General features: G+C 68.4%; 19 protein-coding genes. 11 read left to right on the forward strand and 8 right to left on the reverse strand.

Features of this window, described 5'->3' with window-relative positions; translation table 11 throughout:
- Positions 1-56 precede the first annotated feature (56 nt).
- A complete protein-coding gene (locus tag AB0M54_RS30040; protein WP_364474982.1) occupies positions 57-1,163 on the forward strand; it encodes an alpha/beta hydrolase in 1,107 nt (368 codons plus the stop codon).
- Positions 1,164-1,503: 340 nt separating this feature from the next.
- On the opposite strand, the gene AB0M54_RS30045 is transcribed toward AB0M54_RS30040, so the two are convergent.
- From AB0M54_RS30045 to AB0M54_RS30055, 3 genes are all read right to left on the reverse strand, one after another.
- The gene (locus AB0M54_RS30045) at positions 1,504-2,229 is read right to left on the reverse strand and encodes a tetratricopeptide repeat protein (RefSeq protein ID WP_364323988.1); all 726 of its coding nucleotides are present in this window, start codon (positions 2,227-2,229) and stop codon (positions 1,504-1,506) included.
- Between the two features lie 345 nt (positions 2,230-2,574).
- A complete protein-coding gene (locus AB0M54_RS30050) occupies positions 2,575-3,381 on the reverse strand; it encodes a hypothetical protein (RefSeq protein ID WP_364474984.1) in 807 nt (268 codons plus the stop codon).
- A gap of 101 nt (positions 3,382-3,482) precedes the next feature.
- Positions 3,483-4,025: a sigma-70 family RNA polymerase sigma factor gene (locus AB0M54_RS30055; RefSeq protein WP_364474986.1), complete on the reverse strand. Its 543-nt coding sequence runs from the start codon at positions 4,023-4,025 to the stop codon at positions 3,483-3,485.
- 505 nt (positions 4,026-4,530) lie between these two features.
- On the opposite strand from AB0M54_RS30055, the gene AB0M54_RS30060 reads away from it, so the two are divergent.
- A complete protein-coding gene (locus AB0M54_RS30060) occupies positions 4,531-5,502 on the forward strand; it encodes a hypothetical protein (protein WP_364474988.1) in 972 nt (323 codons plus the stop codon).
- Between the two features lie 305 nt (positions 5,503-5,807).
- Here AB0M54_RS30060 and AB0M54_RS30065 read toward each other — a convergent pair whose 3' ends face one another.
- Together AB0M54_RS30065 and AB0M54_RS30070 are read right to left on the reverse strand one after the other, a co-directional pair.
- A complete protein-coding gene (locus AB0M54_RS30065; RefSeq protein ID WP_364323978.1) occupies positions 5,808-6,383 on the reverse strand; it encodes a DUF4232 domain-containing protein in 576 nt (191 codons plus the stop codon).
- Between the two features lie 214 nt (positions 6,384-6,597).
- Entirely contained in the window at positions 6,598-6,849 is a 252-nt protein-coding gene (locus AB0M54_RS30070; protein ID WP_364323976.1) for a hypothetical protein, read from the reverse strand.
- A gap of 376 nt (positions 6,850-7,225) precedes the next feature.
- Here AB0M54_RS30070 and AB0M54_RS30075 point away from each other — a divergent pair, with 376 nt between their 5' ends.
- The 4 genes from AB0M54_RS30075 to AB0M54_RS30090 all read left to right on the forward strand — a co-directional run bounded on the left by AB0M54_RS30075 (position 7,226) and on the right by AB0M54_RS30090 (position 10,307).
- Positions 7,226-8,296 (forward strand): glycosyltransferase 87 family protein, encoded by a 1,071-nt coding sequence (locus tag AB0M54_RS30075; RefSeq protein ID WP_364475025.1) that lies wholly within the window; start codon positions 7,226-7,228, stop codon positions 8,294-8,296.
- Entirely contained in the window at positions 8,293-9,441 is a 1,149-nt protein-coding gene (locus tag AB0M54_RS30080) for a hypothetical protein (RefSeq protein WP_364474990.1), read from the forward strand. The genes AB0M54_RS30075 and AB0M54_RS30080 overlap by 4 nt, the downstream gene beginning before the upstream one ends.
- Positions 9,442-9,678: 237 nt before the next feature.
- Positions 9,679-9,927: a type II toxin-antitoxin system prevent-host-death family antitoxin gene (locus tag AB0M54_RS30085; RefSeq protein WP_364474992.1), complete on the forward strand. Its 249-nt coding sequence runs from the start codon at positions 9,679-9,681 to the stop codon at positions 9,925-9,927.
- Positions 9,924-10,307, forward strand: coding sequence for a PIN domain-containing protein (locus tag AB0M54_RS30090; protein WP_364474994.1), 384 nt, complete (start codon positions 9,924-9,926; stop codon positions 10,305-10,307). Before AB0M54_RS30085 ends, AB0M54_RS30090 begins: the two co-directional genes overlap by 4 nt.
- Before the next feature lie 872 nt (positions 10,308-11,179).
- Here AB0M54_RS30090 and AB0M54_RS30095 read toward each other — a convergent pair.
- The 3 genes from AB0M54_RS30095 to AB0M54_RS30105 all read right to left on the reverse strand — a co-directional run bounded on the left by AB0M54_RS30095 (position 11,180) and on the right by AB0M54_RS30105 (position 12,548).
- Positions 11,180-11,539 carry a hypothetical protein gene (locus AB0M54_RS30095; protein ID WP_364474996.1) on the reverse strand — a complete coding sequence of 120 codons (360 nt, stop codon included), beginning with the start codon at positions 11,537-11,539 and terminating at the stop codon, positions 11,180-11,182.
- Between the two features lie 281 nt (positions 11,540-11,820).
- Entirely contained in the window at positions 11,821-12,150 is a 330-nt protein-coding gene (locus tag AB0M54_RS30100) for an Lsr2 family protein (protein ID WP_364474998.1), read from the reverse strand.
- Between the two features lie 116 nt (positions 12,151-12,266).
- Positions 12,267-12,548: a hypothetical protein gene (locus AB0M54_RS30105; protein WP_364323960.1), complete on the reverse strand. Its 282-nt coding sequence runs from the start codon at positions 12,546-12,548 to the stop codon at positions 12,267-12,269.
- Between the two features lie 293 nt (positions 12,549-12,841).
- On the opposite strand from AB0M54_RS30105, the gene AB0M54_RS30110 reads away from it, so the two are divergent.
- The 5 genes from AB0M54_RS30110 to AB0M54_RS30130 all read left to right on the forward strand — a co-directional run bounded on the left by AB0M54_RS30110 (position 12,842) and on the right by AB0M54_RS30130 (position 16,116).
- Positions 12,842-13,696, forward strand: a complete 855-nt coding sequence (locus tag AB0M54_RS30110) for a helix-turn-helix transcriptional regulator (protein WP_364475000.1) — start codon at positions 12,842-12,844, stop codon at positions 13,694-13,696.
- A gap of 161 nt (positions 13,697-13,857) precedes the next feature.
- Positions 13,858-14,841 carry a methyltransferase gene (locus AB0M54_RS30115; RefSeq protein ID WP_364475002.1) on the forward strand — a complete coding sequence of 328 codons (984 nt, stop codon included), beginning with the start codon at positions 13,858-13,860 and terminating at the stop codon, positions 14,839-14,841.
- A 25-nt stretch (positions 14,842-14,866) separates the two neighbouring features.
- Entirely contained in the window at positions 14,867-15,046 is a 180-nt protein-coding gene (locus tag AB0M54_RS30120) for a hypothetical protein (RefSeq protein ID WP_364475004.1), read from the forward strand.
- Positions 15,043-15,231 (forward strand): hypothetical protein, encoded by a 189-nt coding sequence (locus AB0M54_RS30125; RefSeq protein ID WP_364475006.1) that lies wholly within the window; start codon positions 15,043-15,045, stop codon positions 15,229-15,231. Before AB0M54_RS30120 ends, AB0M54_RS30125 begins: the two co-directional genes overlap by 4 nt.
- A gap of 222 nt (positions 15,232-15,453) precedes the next feature.
- Positions 15,454-16,116, forward strand: a complete 663-nt coding sequence (locus AB0M54_RS30130) for a LuxR C-terminal-related transcriptional regulator (RefSeq protein WP_364475008.1) — start codon at positions 15,454-15,456, stop codon at positions 16,114-16,116.
- The last annotated feature ends 266 nt before the right edge of the window (positions 16,117-16,382 follow it).

Below are 16,382 nucleotides of genomic sequence, written 5' to 3' on the forward strand. Positions count from 1 at the left end.
CGTGGCGAGCATCTCCTCCGGGGTTTGTTGTTGTCATCAACACCGACGGAGGTCCCGTGTCCTTCTCCCGCCGCGACGTGCTGACGCTCGCCGCAGCAGTGCCACTCGGCTCCCCCTTCGCGACCGTCCCTCGACCGGCCACCATCACCACAATCCGCTCGCGGGTCCTGCGGACCAGCCGGCATCGCACCGCCTACCTGGAGGCCGGCCCCAGCAACGGCCCGTTGATGTTCTTCCTGCACGGCTGGCCGGGTAGCGCCATCGTCTGGCGGCGGCAGGTCGAATACTTCGCCGCGGCCGGCTGGCACTGTGTCGCTCCCGACCTGCGTGGCTTCGGCGGATCGGCGGTGCCGGCCGATCCGGCCGCGTACGGCCTGCGCGAGCTGGTCCAGGACATGGTGGAGCTGCACGACGCGCTCGGCGGCCGCCCCGCGGTCTGGGTCGGGCACGACTGGGGTTGCGCCGTCGTCTGGGCGATCGCTTCGCACCACCCCGTCCGGTGCCGGGCCGTCGCCAACCTGACCACGCCGTACCTCCCCGAGGGTCTGACCCTGGACAATCTGGTACCGCTGGTGAACCGGGACCTTTACCCCACCGACCAATACCCGTACGGCCAATGGGACTACTACGTCAACTACCACGAGAACCTCGAGCGGGCCGTGCAGGACTTCGAGGCGGATACCCGGGCGTCGCTCAACGTCATCTACCAGCGCACGGCGACCGATGTCGTGGGCCGGCCGTCCAGTCTGGCGACGGTACGGGCCAGGGGCGGCTGGTTCGGCCCGGCCCACGTGGCGCCGACGGTCCCGCGCGACACCAGCATGCTCGCCGAGGCCGACTTCGAAACCCTGGTGGCCGGGTACGAATGCACCGGTTTCCGCGGGAACGTCTCGCTGTACCTCAACGATCGGGCTAACCGGATCTACGCGGCGGAGGCCACGCGGCCGGTCATCTCGCTGCCGGCGTTGTTCGTGCACGCGCGCCGGGACACCGTCTGCGACACGTCGTACAGCGCCCTGGCCGATCCGATGCGCAAGGACTGCACCGACCTCAGCGAGGTCGAGCTGGACGGTGGCCACACGATCATGGTGGAGCTGCCCGACGACACCAACGCGGCCATTTCCGGCTGGCTCCGCGACGTCGGCTGCCTTTCTGGGTCCTGAGGTGCGGATCCGCCCGGGAAGCCGCGTCCTCCCGGGCGGGTCCGTCCCCTACCGGGAGCTGACCAGCAGACCGGGGACGATCTGACCACCGGTCCGCAGCTCGGTGTACGCCCACACCTCGCCGGTCAGCGGCGTGCCCGCCGCGGTAGAGGTACAGATCGAGGTTGGCGCCCGGGTCGACGCCCTCGGTCTGCACGATCAGCCCGGCGCTGTCCGGCGGCACCACGATGTCGGTGCCGGCCACGCCCTCGCCGCCGGGAGCGAAGACGCCGCCGCTGACGGTGGTGCTGACCTGCCCGGACGGCCGCGGGGCGAGTCCCCCGGTGGCGGGTGCCGCCGGTCAGGCCCAGTCGGTCAGTAACCGGCGAATGCCGGCCACGGACCCCGCGATCCGGGCCAGAGCCAAGTCGTCGGGGGTCATCGTGCGGTCGAGCGAGATGAGCAGATCCGACCGTTCGTCCTCGTCGTCGGGGTCCGGGATCATGCCGAGGGCGGCATATCCGGCCTCGGCCGCTCCCAGCAAGTGAGCAGCTCGTTCCGGGTGACCGTCGGATGCACTGAGCACCGCCGCCGCCAGGGCGATGTCGGGCAGCATGTGGCCGTTCCCGACCTGCAGTGCCTCCACTCTGGCCTGGGTGAACAGTTCGCGGGCGGCATCGATGTCGCCGGCGTGCAATTCGACGTACCCCAGGTTGTTCCGTTCGGCGATGACCGTGCGCGCGTCGCCGGCGGCCAGGCTGAGCTCGATGCCCTCGCGATAGAGCCGTCGCGCGTACGTCAGGTTGCCGGACATTCGGGCCGCGACCGCCTCGATGTGCGATGGCACGCGATCGTGCCGTCGATCCGGCAAGTGGGCCGCCACGGTGCGGGCCTTGTCGGCGAGCCGCCACGCGTCGGTCAGGCACCGCTTCCGCAGCGCGACCCGGGCGAGCATGCACAGGGCGTCGAACTCGGCGGGCAGATCGCCGTCCGCTCGGGCGCGATCCAGCTCGGCCAGGCTCCATCGCTCGGCCAGCTCGCTCTGCCCGGTGCGGAACGCGGTCATCGCATTGTCGATGTTGCTCACCCGGCCATCCAAGAACCAACGGCGTGATATCGGGGCGTCCGCTGACCGAAGACGCAGCGAATCCGGTCCGAGGGACTGGTGGACCGAGTTCCAGGCGGCCTCACCCAGAGCCTTCGCGAGCCGGCCGGGACGGGTGAGCATCACTCGGTGTGGGCCCTCGCACCTGACGACACGTAAGGCGGCCGGCCGCGACGACATCCGCTGATAGACCTCCCGCTCCACTCAGGAACGGTCACCAGCCGATGCGCCCGCCCCAACGGGCGCATCGGCTCAGCGACCAACCGGGGCAGCTCGGCGACGATGACCTCGCTGCGGTCCTCCGGCGCGAACCGTTGCACCACTGGCCTAGTTCGGGCTCGGCGCACGGATGGTGATCGGCGCGTTGAAGTCGTAGAACTCGATGGACGGCTTGTTCGAGACGGCCACCCGCCGGATCAGGTGGTCGCCGGAGACCCAGAACTCGACGGCGACGCCCTGCGCCTCGTCGATCCCGTCCAGCCCGAACCAGGCCAGCTCCGCCGACGGCAGCTGTGCGATCGCCGCGATCGGGTCGGAGTCCTTCGTCCGTTCCGCTACCGAGATCCGGAAATGGCGGGTGTTCACTCCGGTCACCTCCTGCTCGCCGAGCTCGGTGAGCCCGGTGAGCTCGGTTAGCGAAGAGTCGGCGGCCGCCGCCGCGATCACGTCGCCGGCCGACCGGGTGAACGGCGCGTAGTCAGAGATCTCGTATTCCATCTTGGGATCGCGAGGCTTCCGGTAACTGTCCTTGGTGATCTTGCCGCGCTCGTCGGTCAGGTATACGTCGTCGCCGATCCTCGTGTACTCGAATCCGGGCTCGGTCTCACCGGGGGAAAAGCAGGAGTAGTGGATGTCCCCGCCGCCGACCTCCGTCTCACACCAGGGGCCGCCGTCATCCGGTACCTCACGGAGGCGTAACGACTTCACTTCGGTGAGGGCCTGCGCGGCCAGCCGCATCGTGGTGGCGGGGGGCTCCGCGTGGGCCGGCTCGGCCGGTCCTCGGACCACGGCCGCGCCGACCGCGATCACCGAGGCGGCGGCGGCGACCGCGGCGGTGGTCCAGCCGATCCAGCGGCGGCGACGTCGTGAGGGCCGGGCTTCGACCGGCCGGGGTGCGGTTGCAGTCGTGGTCATGGCTCGCTCCAGGAGACTCTGGTAGCGGTCCGATCCCGGCGCCGGCGGCGCGAACCGAAGGGCTACGTCCTGCCGGGCCAAGCGGTCCAGCTCGTCATCGCTCATGGCCGAGTGCTCATCTCCGTGGGGGAATCGTCGATCACCTCTCCGGCCGCGCCGCGATCTCGCCGCCGTAACTCACCTCGGAACCTCTCCTTGGCCTTGTGTAGTCGCGACGACACGAGCGATGCCCGGATGCCGAGCACGGTCGCGATGTCGGCCACCTCCAGGCCGTTCCAGAAGCGCATGAGCAGCAGGTCGCGGTGTTCCTCGGTCAGTGCGGCGAGCGCCTGCCAGACGGCCGGATCCTCGGTCTCGTACTCCATCGGCGGTGTGGGTTCGTTCATCGCGGCCATCCGATCACGCAGACGGTCCTGCCGATCGGCGCGGCGCCGAGAATTGGCCAGCACGTTGCGTGCGACGCCGAAGAGCCACAGGCGGTCCCCGCCGTCGCGGGGGATGTCGGCACGGCGGCGCCAGGCCACCGCGAACGTTTCGGACGTGACGTCGTCGGCGTCGGCGGGTGCTCGGGTACGCCGTACCGCGAAGTACCAGACGTGCTGAAAGTATGCCGCGAAGAAGTCGCGGAAGGCGTCCTCGGTCATGTCACCTCCGGACAGGAATGGATCTGACCTTCACACCTGTCCGGGACGGCGCCGATCTCCCCTGCCGATCGCGACCGGGACCAAGCGAAACACCATGTGACATCGCCATACCCCTTCGTCGCTACCGCGTGAGACGCGAGAGCCGACTTTTCCCCACCCGGGTCGCCCTCCGTCGCCGAATTCATGGAAAGTGCATCGATCGCCCTGGCGGCTCCCGGCGCCGAGCTGGCGGCTCGCCTCGGCGTAGAGCCGATCATGGTGCGCGGCTCCCACGAGGCATGTTGACCCAACCCGACGACGTGGCCACGGCCTTGCTCGAGCACATCACGAGCGCACGGATCCCGGCCGCGCCGATGGCATCCTGAGCCCCGTTCAGAGAGCCTCCGATTCGTCCGCACGGGCCTACCCGGCTGCCTTTCCGGGACAACACATGAGAAGCGGGCCCGCATCCGCGTCAGGGTCGGTGAGGCCAACCGGCCCACACCCCGAGCGTAGGGAGACGGACGTGCGGAGAAGGTGGATCCTTCCGGTCGTCGTTGCCACCGCGGCGGCATCGACCGGCCTGGCGGTCTCGCCGGTCCTGGCGACCGAGCAACCAACCGCCAGGAGCAGCACCGGCGAACTCGTCCAGCAACTGCGGAAGCTGCTGCCGGACGACCATCAGGCGCGACGCGCCTCGGCCGGTCTGGACGCCGATCCGACCGCGCTGAGCGTCATCGACCCGGACGACTACGAATGCAGCCAGGACACCCCGTTCTACAACTGGATCAGCGCGCAGACCGCCGGGTGGACCACGGAACAGCTGCTCGGCGCCCAGACCATCCTGGAGTACGACGTGGCCGACCTGGACGCGGCGTTCTTCCCGGAGCCGCGGGCCGCGCGGTTCTTCGGCGCCGACGGCGAATACACCAGGCGGCTGCTCAAGGACTTCGGGCGCCTGCGTGGCTTCTGGGACATCCCGTCCTCCGACATCGAGCTGGTTCCGGTGCACGGCGGCGACGCCATCCTCGACATCGCACGGTCGGCCCGGGCCATCGAAGCGGGTCTTGGTCTGTCGCCGGAGGACGCGGCGGCCGCCGCGACGATGTTGAAGCAGCTCGCCGACCAGGACGTGTACCAGCACGGCGACCTGCCGCTGTTCACGGTGAACGCGTTCGCGGTCCTCGGCCAACGGATGGTGGCGGACGTACCGCCGACGAAGGTTTCGGAGTTCCCTCGATGTCGAGACGACCATTTGCTGCCCCACTTGCCCTGGCGGCCGTCGCCGTCGCGCTGGCCGCGACGCCCGCGGCTGGGAACTCACACCACGCTGACGCCGCTCCTCCCGGGTGCTCGTCCAGTGGCGTGCGGGTTCCGTGCTGGCAGGACGGATGGGGCGCACAGGACCGCACCGACGGCTGCTACTACATCGCCGAACAGCCTCAGCCCGGCATCGCCGATCCGGTCTGGGACGGCCACCTCTTCCACACGGGTGTGATCTACCGCCAACGGTGTTTCGGGGACATCGCGGGAATGCTGGTCTGGCGCCTGCGCTGACCGCGGGAAGCCTTCTCCACGGCTCTCCACTCGCGGTCGGGATGGTGGTACGAGTTCCGCACGGGGATCACCCCCGGGCACCACCTACAACCGTCCGGGTCAGCGACTCGGGCACCACCTTCTCCGACGTCCTGACCGTCCGCACGTGGCCGGCCGCGGTGCCACCGGGCGGCATGGGTGCTCGCGCGCACGAGCCGCCGGCCGCGTTGGAGGTGCTGTTACCGGCCCACGTCCTGGATTCTGGCCTCATCGCCTTTCATAAGGGAACTGCGCCGTATCTTTCATCGAGATTTCTGGCCTCGGCGGGAACCCTTCGAGCGCGACCGGCAACGTCGGTCGGGGGGCTTGGTGGGACAGATCGAAGGTGATGGCGACAGCGTCGCCGACGGCACAACCATGCTCCCCGGCGCGGCACTGAGTCCAGACGAACGTCGTGGCCGCGCGTTCACCCGGTGCCAGCTCGATGATCGAGGGTACCGACGCTTCGCCGGCCGACCGTCCCTTCTTCCAAGCGAATCTCGTTGATCGCTCAATCAGGAAGAAGGCGGAATATCCACCGACCAGACAAGGCCGACCAGAGACGTTGGTTACGACGAGTTCCGCGTAAACCTCCGCGCCGGTGTCCAGCTTGCTCGCTGTCCGGAACACCGCGGAGACGTCTTCGTCATGGCACACCGTAGCGCTGCTCTGCCCGGTCGCGCTCGGGTGACGGGAAGCCGCCGGGGCCGGACTGCTGTCGTCGTCACCGCGCTGCCCAGCGCATCCACTCATCGACGCGATGAGGCACCCCAGCAATCCCGCCGCCAACGAGGATAGTTTCATCTCGCTCCTTCCTCGCGAACGTCCTCCGGCCCAAGCCTCCCTGCGAGGGGAGCCGAGGCACGGCCGATTGACCGAACAGGCATCAACCTCGGGGCAGACCGCCACCTCATCTGCCGATGCCTGAGCAGCGCGTCGGCGGGCGGTCTGCCCGATGCATCCACTTCCACAGGTCGGCGCGGGGCTTGTCGCCGACCCGGTACGGGCGGCAGCCCTGTCACACCGTCTGGTTGACCTCGGCCGGCGATGCGGCCGCTGCGCGCTGCAGTTCGCCGACCCTCGGCCTGATGATGCCGAAGTAGACCAGCGCGTCGGCGACGGCGCCGACCGCCAGCGTCACCTCGGCGATGGCACCGTCCGAAACAGGTACCCAACCGAGGGAGGCCAACGCCACCAGAACGGCCTTGATGGCCAAGGACAGGACGGCCCCAGAGGTCGTCGGATTGGGCGCCGGAACGTTGTTGGTCATGACTTACCTCCTTGGGGAACAGTGATTCCCCGATGACTCCTACGAGCGTGTCGGACCGCCTTGTCACCGGCAACCAACTCTGTGCAGGCGCACTTCTCGTGGTGACCGTTGGATCACATCGCCGGCGGCGACCCGGCTCTCATGACCTTTCGGGCACCACCCTCTTACCGTTCGGCTCAACGGAACGCTCCCGGCCCGCGTCCCTGAATAGCCTTCCGGCGTGCCCTCGACAACCGCGATCAGTCTCGCCCGGGCAGCGGGTGTCAAGCGACTGGCGTGGGTCGCCGCGGCCGCCGCGGCTGCGGCGACCGCTGGGGCGTCGCTGTCCCGCCCGGTCGACGATCGCCTTTCCGACCTGCACGTGTACGTGGGTGCGGTGACGGCTCCAAGCCTGTACGACTTCGCCCGCGGTGACGCGCCCTTCACCTACCCGCCGTTGGCCGCCCTGCTGCTCCGGCCCCTCGCCGAAGTCCCTGTCCCCCTGCTGCAGACGCTGTGGACCCTGGTCACCGTGGCCGCGGTGACCGTCATGGCCTTCCTCGCGGTCCGGGCCTATGTTGGACACTCCGGAGATGCCGCCCCCGACGACGAGCCGTGCGGACCTCGCCTCACACCGAACCGCCTGACCTCCGGTCTGGCCGGCTGGGTGGCGCTGGCCCTGGCGTTGTCCGCGCCGTTCAGCTCCAACGTGCGCTTCGGTCAGGTCAGCGTGTTTCTGGCCGTGCTGGTTCTCATCGATCTGCTGGTTCTACGGCGGACGAGGTGGGGCGGAGTGCTGACCGGACTCGCCGCCGCCGTCAAGCTGACTCCACTCATCTTCGTCGCACTGCTGTTCCTGGCCGGCCGCCGCCGGGCCGCCGTCACCGCCGCGGCCACCTTCGCCGTCGGCACGGCCCTCGGTGCAGTCGCCCGGCCTGCCGACAGCCGACGCTTCTGGACGTCGCAGATCTTCGACGTCGGCCGGCTGGGCCACATCACCTCGGCCGGCAATCAGTCCCTGAACGGCATGCTTCTCCGCTTGCACCTGCCGGCCGAGCCGCGCTTCCTGCTGGCCTTGGCGCTAGGCGGCGCGATAGCCGCCGCGGCCCTCCGGCGAGCCGCACGCGCGGCCCGGGCGGGCGACTGGCTGACGGCGGCCATCATCGCCGGCGCGGCGAGCATCGTGCTGTCACCGGTCTCCTGGACCCACCATCAGTTCTGGCTCGTTCTCGGGATCCTTCTACCCGTGCGCGGCCACCGGGCAAGAGTAGCTTGGATCGTTCTGGTGATCATTTGCATGATCCTGCCGGTCACCGCTCTCGGCGGTCCGTTGTGGACGAATGCTCGTCTGCTGCTGGCGATAGGCATATCCGCTGTGCTTTGCATCCGGCCCGTCGAGCTGCCGACGTTGCAACGTCGGCCTTCGGCGGGAACTGACCGACTCGGCACGACCGGAGGACGACGATGACCAGCTCTCCCACCCCGGTGCAGGCCCCGGACTACCGGATCGCGTATCAGGCGAACCCGGACGCGGCCTCCGTCCGTGAGGCCTTGGGCGGCGACGCAAGTCACCGGACGATCGCCGAGATCCTCGCCGACGCCAACCGGACCATGGAGCCGCTCTCCGCGGCCCGGAGGCCCGCCCCGGACGGCCTGTCGCCGTCCGCGGCGCACGGATTCGGCTGGAACAGCGAGGACCAGGCCGACGACCGGAACTTCCTCTGGTATCCGCAGGGCATCACCACCACGGCCGACGCCGCCGGCACCCGGGAATACGACGGCGCCGAGGCCGTGGCCCTGAGCTGGTACCGGCGAAAGACCCGCAACGACCACGCGGCGGTCCAATCGCGAATCAGCCTCGCTCCCGCCGGCGGCCACGGAGCGGGCCGCGACCGGTACCGGCACGTGCTGCTGGTCCAACCGGACGGCAAGGGGAACATCCAGCACGTACCGTGCCACGCCGGCGGCGCCCTGTGGTACGGAAACCTGCTCTACGTGGCCAGCACCAGCACGATCCGGGTGTTCGACTGGCACCACCTGCATGAGGTCAAGACCTCGAGCCTGCGGGACGAGGGCTTCGGCCGGCAGTCCGACGGGCGCTTCTACGCCGCCGGCTACCGGTACGTGCTGGTCGAGGTAGGCACGATCATCAGCACGGGTACGAGCGTACGGTTCTCCTCGCTGGCGCTGGACCGGGCGTCGGAGCCGGACCGCATGGTCGTCTCGGCCTACGTCGAGCAGCCCGCGATCGCCCTGTGGCGCTTCGACCTCGACCCGGTGAGTCATCTGCCGTCCCCGGCGCCCGCCGTTGACGCCTACCATCTTCCGTTCACCCACGTGCAGGGCGCTACGACCCGCAACGACCGGTTCTGGTTCAGCAGCAGCGGGCCGAGCCCCCGGCTGCGCTACTGGCACCGCACCGCAGGAGCCGAGCCGGTCGCGTACCCCGGAACCGGCGGAGCCGAAAGCCTGTCCTACTGGTCCTCCGGAGACGACCCCGGCGGCGTACCGGACTGCCTCTACACCATGACCGAGAGCCCGGGTACACGCCAGGTGTTCGCGATCCGCCAGGCCGGCTTCGACGGCGACACCCCCGCGAGCGGCCGTTCATAACCACAACAGGGCGCTGGACACGGCGACCGCGGCACCCCTGCCCAGCGGTTCCCCGGCTGCTCGCCGAGACCGCATGATCACGTACTGATCTGCCGATGATCGGGCACCTGATCTCGCCGAGATCCGCCCGGTCGAGGGCGACTGACATCGAAGCGGCTCGACGGCGGCCCGATCGATCGGTCTCGATCCGGCAATGCACTCCTCGAGGGCCGGTAGCACATGTGCTACGCTCGGTCTGTGCATGAAGTTGGACTGCGGGAAATGCGGCAGAACGCCAGCGACCTGGTGCGCCGGGCGCAAGCGGGTGAACGAGTGACGATCACCGTTGCCGGCCGGCCGGCCGCGGTGCTCGGCCCGGTGAGTCCTCGCACCTGGCGCGAGTGGGACGACCTCGCCGGAGTCTTCGATCAACCCACCGACCCTCGATGGGCCGACGACCGGGACCTCCTCGACGACACCGTCGCCGACCCGTGGGCCGAACGGTGAGTCGAGGCATCCTCGACACCAGCATCCTCATCGCCACCGACATAACCCCGATCCGCGGCGAACTCGCCATCAGCGCCGCGAGTCTCGCCGAACTCCAGTTCGGAGTTCTGATCGCGAAAACCGCCGAGGCGAGAGCGCTGCGCCTGGCACGACTCAGCGCCATTCAACGCCGATTCGACCCGCTCCCCATCGACGAAGCCATCGCCGACAGCTACGCACGGCTAGCCGCACGCGTCGTCGAGACCGGCCGCCAGCCACGAGCAAGAGTCATGGATCTGCTCATCGCCGCAACCGCGCACGCTCACGACGCCGCTATTTACACCCGCAACGCCGACGATCTCGCAGGCCTCGAAGACCTCATCACGATCCACAGGATTTGACCCCCCTATCCAGCGAGAACCTCCGCGGCTCCGGCGACCGATCTGCCGCGATCAGGGCGCCTCCGAACCCCTGTCGATGACCGAGCGCAATCCGTTGAACGGAAGCACCGGGGCCGTGGCCTGTCTGGAGGCCGAAGAGCGTAAACTTCTCACGGGACGGCCGCCAACTGGCTGACCGGGGTGACGAGCGCGCTACCCGCCTGTGGAATACCGCGAACGGGCGTCAGGAGAGAGTCTCACCAACTATCGACACCATTCGGATCTACCGATTCACGGACGGCGGGCAGACATTGGTCACCGTTGTGGCCGAGGGGCGGGCAAGGCTGCGGGCCGTCGGCACTGGACGGCTGAGGGCCATCCTCCCCGCCGGCCGGATCGAGGAGATGGCGTTGCTGGCGACCGCACACTGCGCAGCGGTCGCCGTGCACGATGAACCGGCCCGTCAATGGCAGGTCCGCGTCAGCCCCTACCACGCGGGCAATACCCCGAAGCGCTGTTGCGGCATTTTGCCGGTAGTCACCGGTCAGGATCGCGACCCTCGGACTTGAACCTTCCTGTGAGCCTGCCCAAGGCCCTCAACTCCGCCCAGAGTTTCCGGGCGTTCGGAGCGATCAGGATGCCCGCCACGGCGAGGCTGCCGATCAGCATCGCCAGGCAGACGCCGAGCCAGACGACGCCGAAGACGACCTCCCAGACCTCAAGATGTACGCCGTAGGCGAGGGCCTCGACGCCGATTCCGGGCGGAAGGCACGGCCGCCGTCCAAGCTCTCGGCCACCTCGCCGACGCTCAGGTGCAGATCAGCGATGTTGGCGATCGCCACATAGCGGTTCGTGCGGGCGCCGCGGCATTCGGGAGGGGTAAGCCAGCCGATTCACCTGCCAGGTCGTCGAGAGCCGGGTCGCCGGCCGCTATGCGCAGGCCTAGAACTGCGGGGTCGAGTCGGCTGATCAGTCGGGCCATCGACGGCACCGGGACTGGAGAACGTCATCGGAGGCGCTGTAGACCGGGAGGACATCGGTGGCGGCCACTGCGACGCCGCGATCTGCGCTCCGGTGACGGGAAGCGCGGGCGAGATGCGGTCAAGCAGGCGCTGCGCCAGATCGGCGTCAATCTCCAGGTCAGCGCTGATACGAATATCGGCGGCGGTCGCCAGGTCCACGACATCGTCGCTGGTGAACGCCTCGGCTCCGAGGGTGCTGAGCCGCCGGGCGAACTCCTGCACATTGATCATCTACAGGCCACCTCCTCGGGTTGCTGTTGACCCAGCGTAACCGTCGCTGTGATCGGCTGTTCCTACGCCCGCCACAATGGTCGGCGAGTCGCACTGCTCAGGATCTCGAAGGCCTGCGCCACTGCTCAAAGGGCCTCGTGTCACGTCGTGGCATGGCGGAACGGCCGCCCGGCGCCGCGCCAGGACCCGACCCGTCGTGCGTCTCACCTGCCGGGTCGTCGCCCCACGCGTCACGGAGACATCCCGCCACTCAATACGGACCGCGGGATGTCTTCCGATGGTCAGCGGTTGTTGTATGCCTCGACGACGGAACTCGGGATGCGGCCGCGCTCCGAGACAGCCCAACCATTCTTGGTGGCCCACTCCCGGATCGCCTGGTTGTCGTCCCGGTTGCTCGCCCGCGACACTCCGGCTGCACCACGCCGTCCCGCGACACGGCCGGCCTTGGCAGCGACCGCGAGGTACGGCTCGAGCGCCTTGCGCAGCTTGCCGGCATTCTTTTCCGACAGATCAATCGTGTAGGTCACCCCGTCGAACCCGAACTCGACCGTCCGGTCGGCGTCCCCGCCATCGAGATCGTCGGTCAACACCGTGATTGTCTGACGAGCCATCTAAACCATCCACTCCCTCACCCGACATCATTCACCTGGAGCGACGTCCACCAGCCCGCCGCACCGCAGAGCCTAGATCATCCATCCCGGGCCGTAGGCCGGCACAGCACGCGCGTTCAATTCCCCTTTGACTCGACGGAGGCTTTCAGAGTTCGGATCTCTTCCTCGATTTGTTCGCGAGCCGTCGAGGTGACAGCACGGAACTGTGAGTCCAGGACTACTACTGCCTGTTCTTCGGTAAGTGAGAAAGTCTCCATCACCTGCGGAACGGCCGACTTCGAAGTAGACGCCTGCTCAGCAAGTGTGACGACCTCATGAGCGCGCGTCGCGGCCACCAGCTTGGCCTCGAGCAGCTGAATTTGCCGGACGATGTCGCTCTGTTGATCACGTTGATCCATGTGCGGAAGCCTAGTGACCCCGGCGCTATGCCCACCTCCTCGTTTACCTCTACGGCGGGGGGATCAGGTCCTCGTATCGCAGGACAACACGCGGGGTGGCGCCGGTCGCAGCCAGCTACGGCTTGACCACGGGCTCGGCACCTTCGGCGAGGACAGGATCGGATGGATGGCTCAAGGCGGAGCCCGTGGCCCACGGCTGAGGGACCTGATCCTATCCAGGCGCGCACTCGGAGAATGCCCGTCGGATCAATGGTGGTGCCGATCGCCGTCGCCGGTACGACTATTGTTGACATATGCCCGAAGCGACGACTGAGCTCGGAGATTTCCTTCGCCGTAGACGCGAGTCCCTGCCGCCCGCGTCGGTCGGTATCAAGAGCGTGACCCTGCGTCGTACGCCTGGATTGCGCCGGAACGAGGTCGCGGAGCGGGCGAACATGTCGCTCGTCTACTACGAGCGTCTCGAACAGGGTCGCGGGCCGCATCCGTCGGCGTCCATGCTCGGCAGCATCGCGCAGGCACTCGAGCTCAACGCCGACGAACGCGACCACCTGTTCCGCCTGGCCGGCTATTCCACGCCGTTCGAGCCCGAGTTCGGCATCGAACCCGACCCTCAGCTGGTGGCCGCCCTCGACGCGTTGTCACCACACGTTCCCGCGGCCATCGTCCACGAGCTCGGTGACGCGCTGGTCCAGAACCGGATGAACATCGCGATCTTCGGCGACCTGACCGGGCCGAGGAAGCGGTCGACGAATCTGATCTGGCAGTGGTTCACCTGCGCGGAGTACCGGCACTGGCAGGAACCGCCCGAGCAGCACGAGCAGACCGGCCAGGCCTTCGTCGCAGACCTTCGGGCGGTGGTCGCCCGGCGAGGAAAAGATCCGCGAGCTGTGATGATGGTTGATGAGCTACGGTCCGCAAGCACGGACTTCGCGGCCTGGTGGGACGACCACACGGTGGCGGCTCTGCACTGCAACGTCAAGCGCATCAATGACGAGCGGGTCGGGCTACTCGAGCTGGAGTGCTCCGTGATGCTGAGTCAGTCGACCACACAGCGGCTGATGCTGCTGCAGCCCCGGCCGGGCACCGACACGGACGTCCGCCTGGCCAGGCTGCTGCACACGCTGAAGGGCCTGAGCCTCATCGCCTGACCCGTATCGGTAATACGTCCCTGACGTCCGCCCACCGCTCTAGCGTCGGGATCCATGAACAACGAGATCTCGGCCGGCACCACTCTCCGTCTGGTCGTGCGTACCAGCCGCAACCGCGCGGCTGGAGTCTGACCGACATGGCCACCATTCCCGAATCAATCATGACCGCCGCGCTGTACCCGGCGGTGTCTCGCGCGGTGTACGCGTTGACCGCCCTCCGCGTCCCCGACCTGCTGGCCGACGGCCCGCTGACGCTGCCCGAGATCGCGGAAAAGGCGGGCGCCCAGGAACGGCCGCTGCGACAGGTCCTGCGAACGGCGGCATCGACCGGTCTCTTCCGGACGACCCAGCCGGACACGTACGAACTGACCGACTCCGGCCGGCATCTGTGCGACGGGCACCCGACGTTCGCCCGCGACCTGGTCCTGACCCAGGGCAGCCCGGTGTTCCACGCGTCCCTCGGCCAGATCGTCGACACGCTCCGCACCGGACGTTCCGGCGTCGATCTGACCGGCTCCGGCGATCTCTTCGCGTACTACGGGTCACACCCGGAGGAGTTCGCCTCGTTCGGCCGCATGATGACCGCCTACCTCGGTGACTCGCCGCAGGCGGCGGCCCGGACCTATGACTTCCCCGGCGGCGGTCACGTGGTCGACTGCGGCGGCGGCATCGGAACGCAGCTGCGCACCGTGCTGGAGGCCCACCCCGGCCTCACCGGAACCCTATTCGACCTGCCCGCGGTGATCGAGCAGGCACCCGATCCCGGCCTCGGCACGCGCTGGACGACGGCCGCGGGTGACTTCTTCCAGAAGGTGCCCGGCGGTGGTGACTTCTACCTGCTGTCGCACATCCTCCACGACTGGGATGACGAACAGGCCATCGCGATCCTGCGCAACTGCGCCGACGCCGGTGCGGCCGGCGCCCGCGTCGTCGTCCTGGAAGAGATCATTCCGTCCGGCGACGGACCGGACCCGGCCAAGATGCTCGACGTCGTGCTGGCCAGCGTGTTCCTCGGCGCCGAACGTACGGTGGCCGAGTTCGAGGCGCTGTTCTCGGCGGCCGGGTTGACGCTCAGCCGCGTACTGCCCACCGGCTCCACGGTCACCGTGATCGAGGCGGTAGCCTCCGGCCTTTCGGAGGGGTAGCCCAGCCCACGCCGAGTCGGACGCGATGAAAATCACGCGCCGACCGGTGCCGACGATCGCGATCCGCGTGACGGTAACCATGACCGCCTTTCAGGTGGTCGATGTGTGGACTCCAAGCTGGTGTGGCCCGCTCGACATGGGATATCTGCGCGTCATGTCCGGTGCGATCCTGGCCGGCCGGTTCACGCCCCCAACGTCCAGGTGACAACGGCCGAGCAGGTCGCCAACCTGATCGTGGAGGCCGGCGAGAGCCACGGTGTCCGCCTCGACGTCGCCGCGGCCACTGCTGAGCGCTTCCGGCGCGCGGCCGAGAAGGGCCATGGCCAGTCCGACCTCGTCGCGTCGTACCACGCCAGCTTCGACAACGGCCCCGACCGGGCCGACGGCTGACATCTGGGCGTACCGCCCCGCTGTAGCGGCGGGGCGTGGCCGGCCGCAACGCTGCGGCCGGTCACGCCCCGATGTCACGCCGCGGACGCTCCAGCCTCGCGAGTCCCCGGTTCGGGGGACCGCCTGTTCCCCCAACCGAGGTGACTACCACTGCCATCCCTGATTCCTACGGTGAAACAACCCTTCCGCAACGGTCGCGGCCAGTCGCCGAGAGGCTTCAACATGCGTACTACAGGGGCCGCCCCGGCCGAGAACCACGTTCACGGCCTCGACGTCATCCGGGTGGCGGTCATCGCGTCGGAACCGTTGCGGGAAGCCGGAGTCGTCAGCTCGCTGCGGGCATCGCACGAACTCATTCTTCAGCCGTTCTCCCCCGACGGTGACATCGAGGTGATCGTCGCCGAGTCGCCTCGGCTGGCGGGCGGCATGTTGCGGCAGTTGCAGCGGGTGCACCGATCACAGGGGTCGGCGACGGTGGCGATCGTCCAGAGCCGGGGTGACGCCGATATCCAAGGCTCGGTGAATGCCGGGGTGGCCGAGGTTCTGCACCCCTCGGAGGCATCGCCCGAGCGTTTGCTGGCCGCCGTTCGCCGGGCCCGCCGCACGGCCGCTCGGCCGGCGCCGGCGAGCGTAGCCGCGCTCACCGAGCAGCTCGGCCGGCTGGATGACGCCGCCCATGCCGACAGCGCCGGCCCGGAGCTGTCAGAACGCGAGCTCATCCTGCTCCGCCATCTTGCCGAAGGCCTGGGCACCAGGCAGATCGGGGCGGTCATGAACATCTCGGAGCGTACGGCCAAGTACATCTTGTGGTGTGTCATGCAGCGCTTCTCGCTGCACAACCGCGTCCAGGCCGTCGCCTTCGCGATCCGAGCCGGCCTGATCTGACCGCCGGACGGCGCGGAGCGACATCACGCCGAGCTGTCCGGCGGAAGCGATTGACCAAAGAGGAGGTGACGCGGTGGCTCGGCAGGCAGTCTTTCGTTCCCGGTGGACGAACGATCCCCGCGCGGCCCGGGTTGTCTTCACCATTGGATTGTCGTCACTCCACCGATTCAGCTAAGCCCCTGGCAGGAACTGTTTCCCGTAACTCTGGGGTAGCCAGGGTGAGGTCCAGGGTGCGGCGGTGGTGAGGTTCTGGGCGTCGGTGCGGT

Source organism: Actinoplanes sp. NPDC051470 (assembly GCF_040682035.1).
Classification (GTDB): Bacteria; Actinomycetota; Actinomycetes; order Mycobacteriales; family Micromonosporaceae; genus Actinoplanes.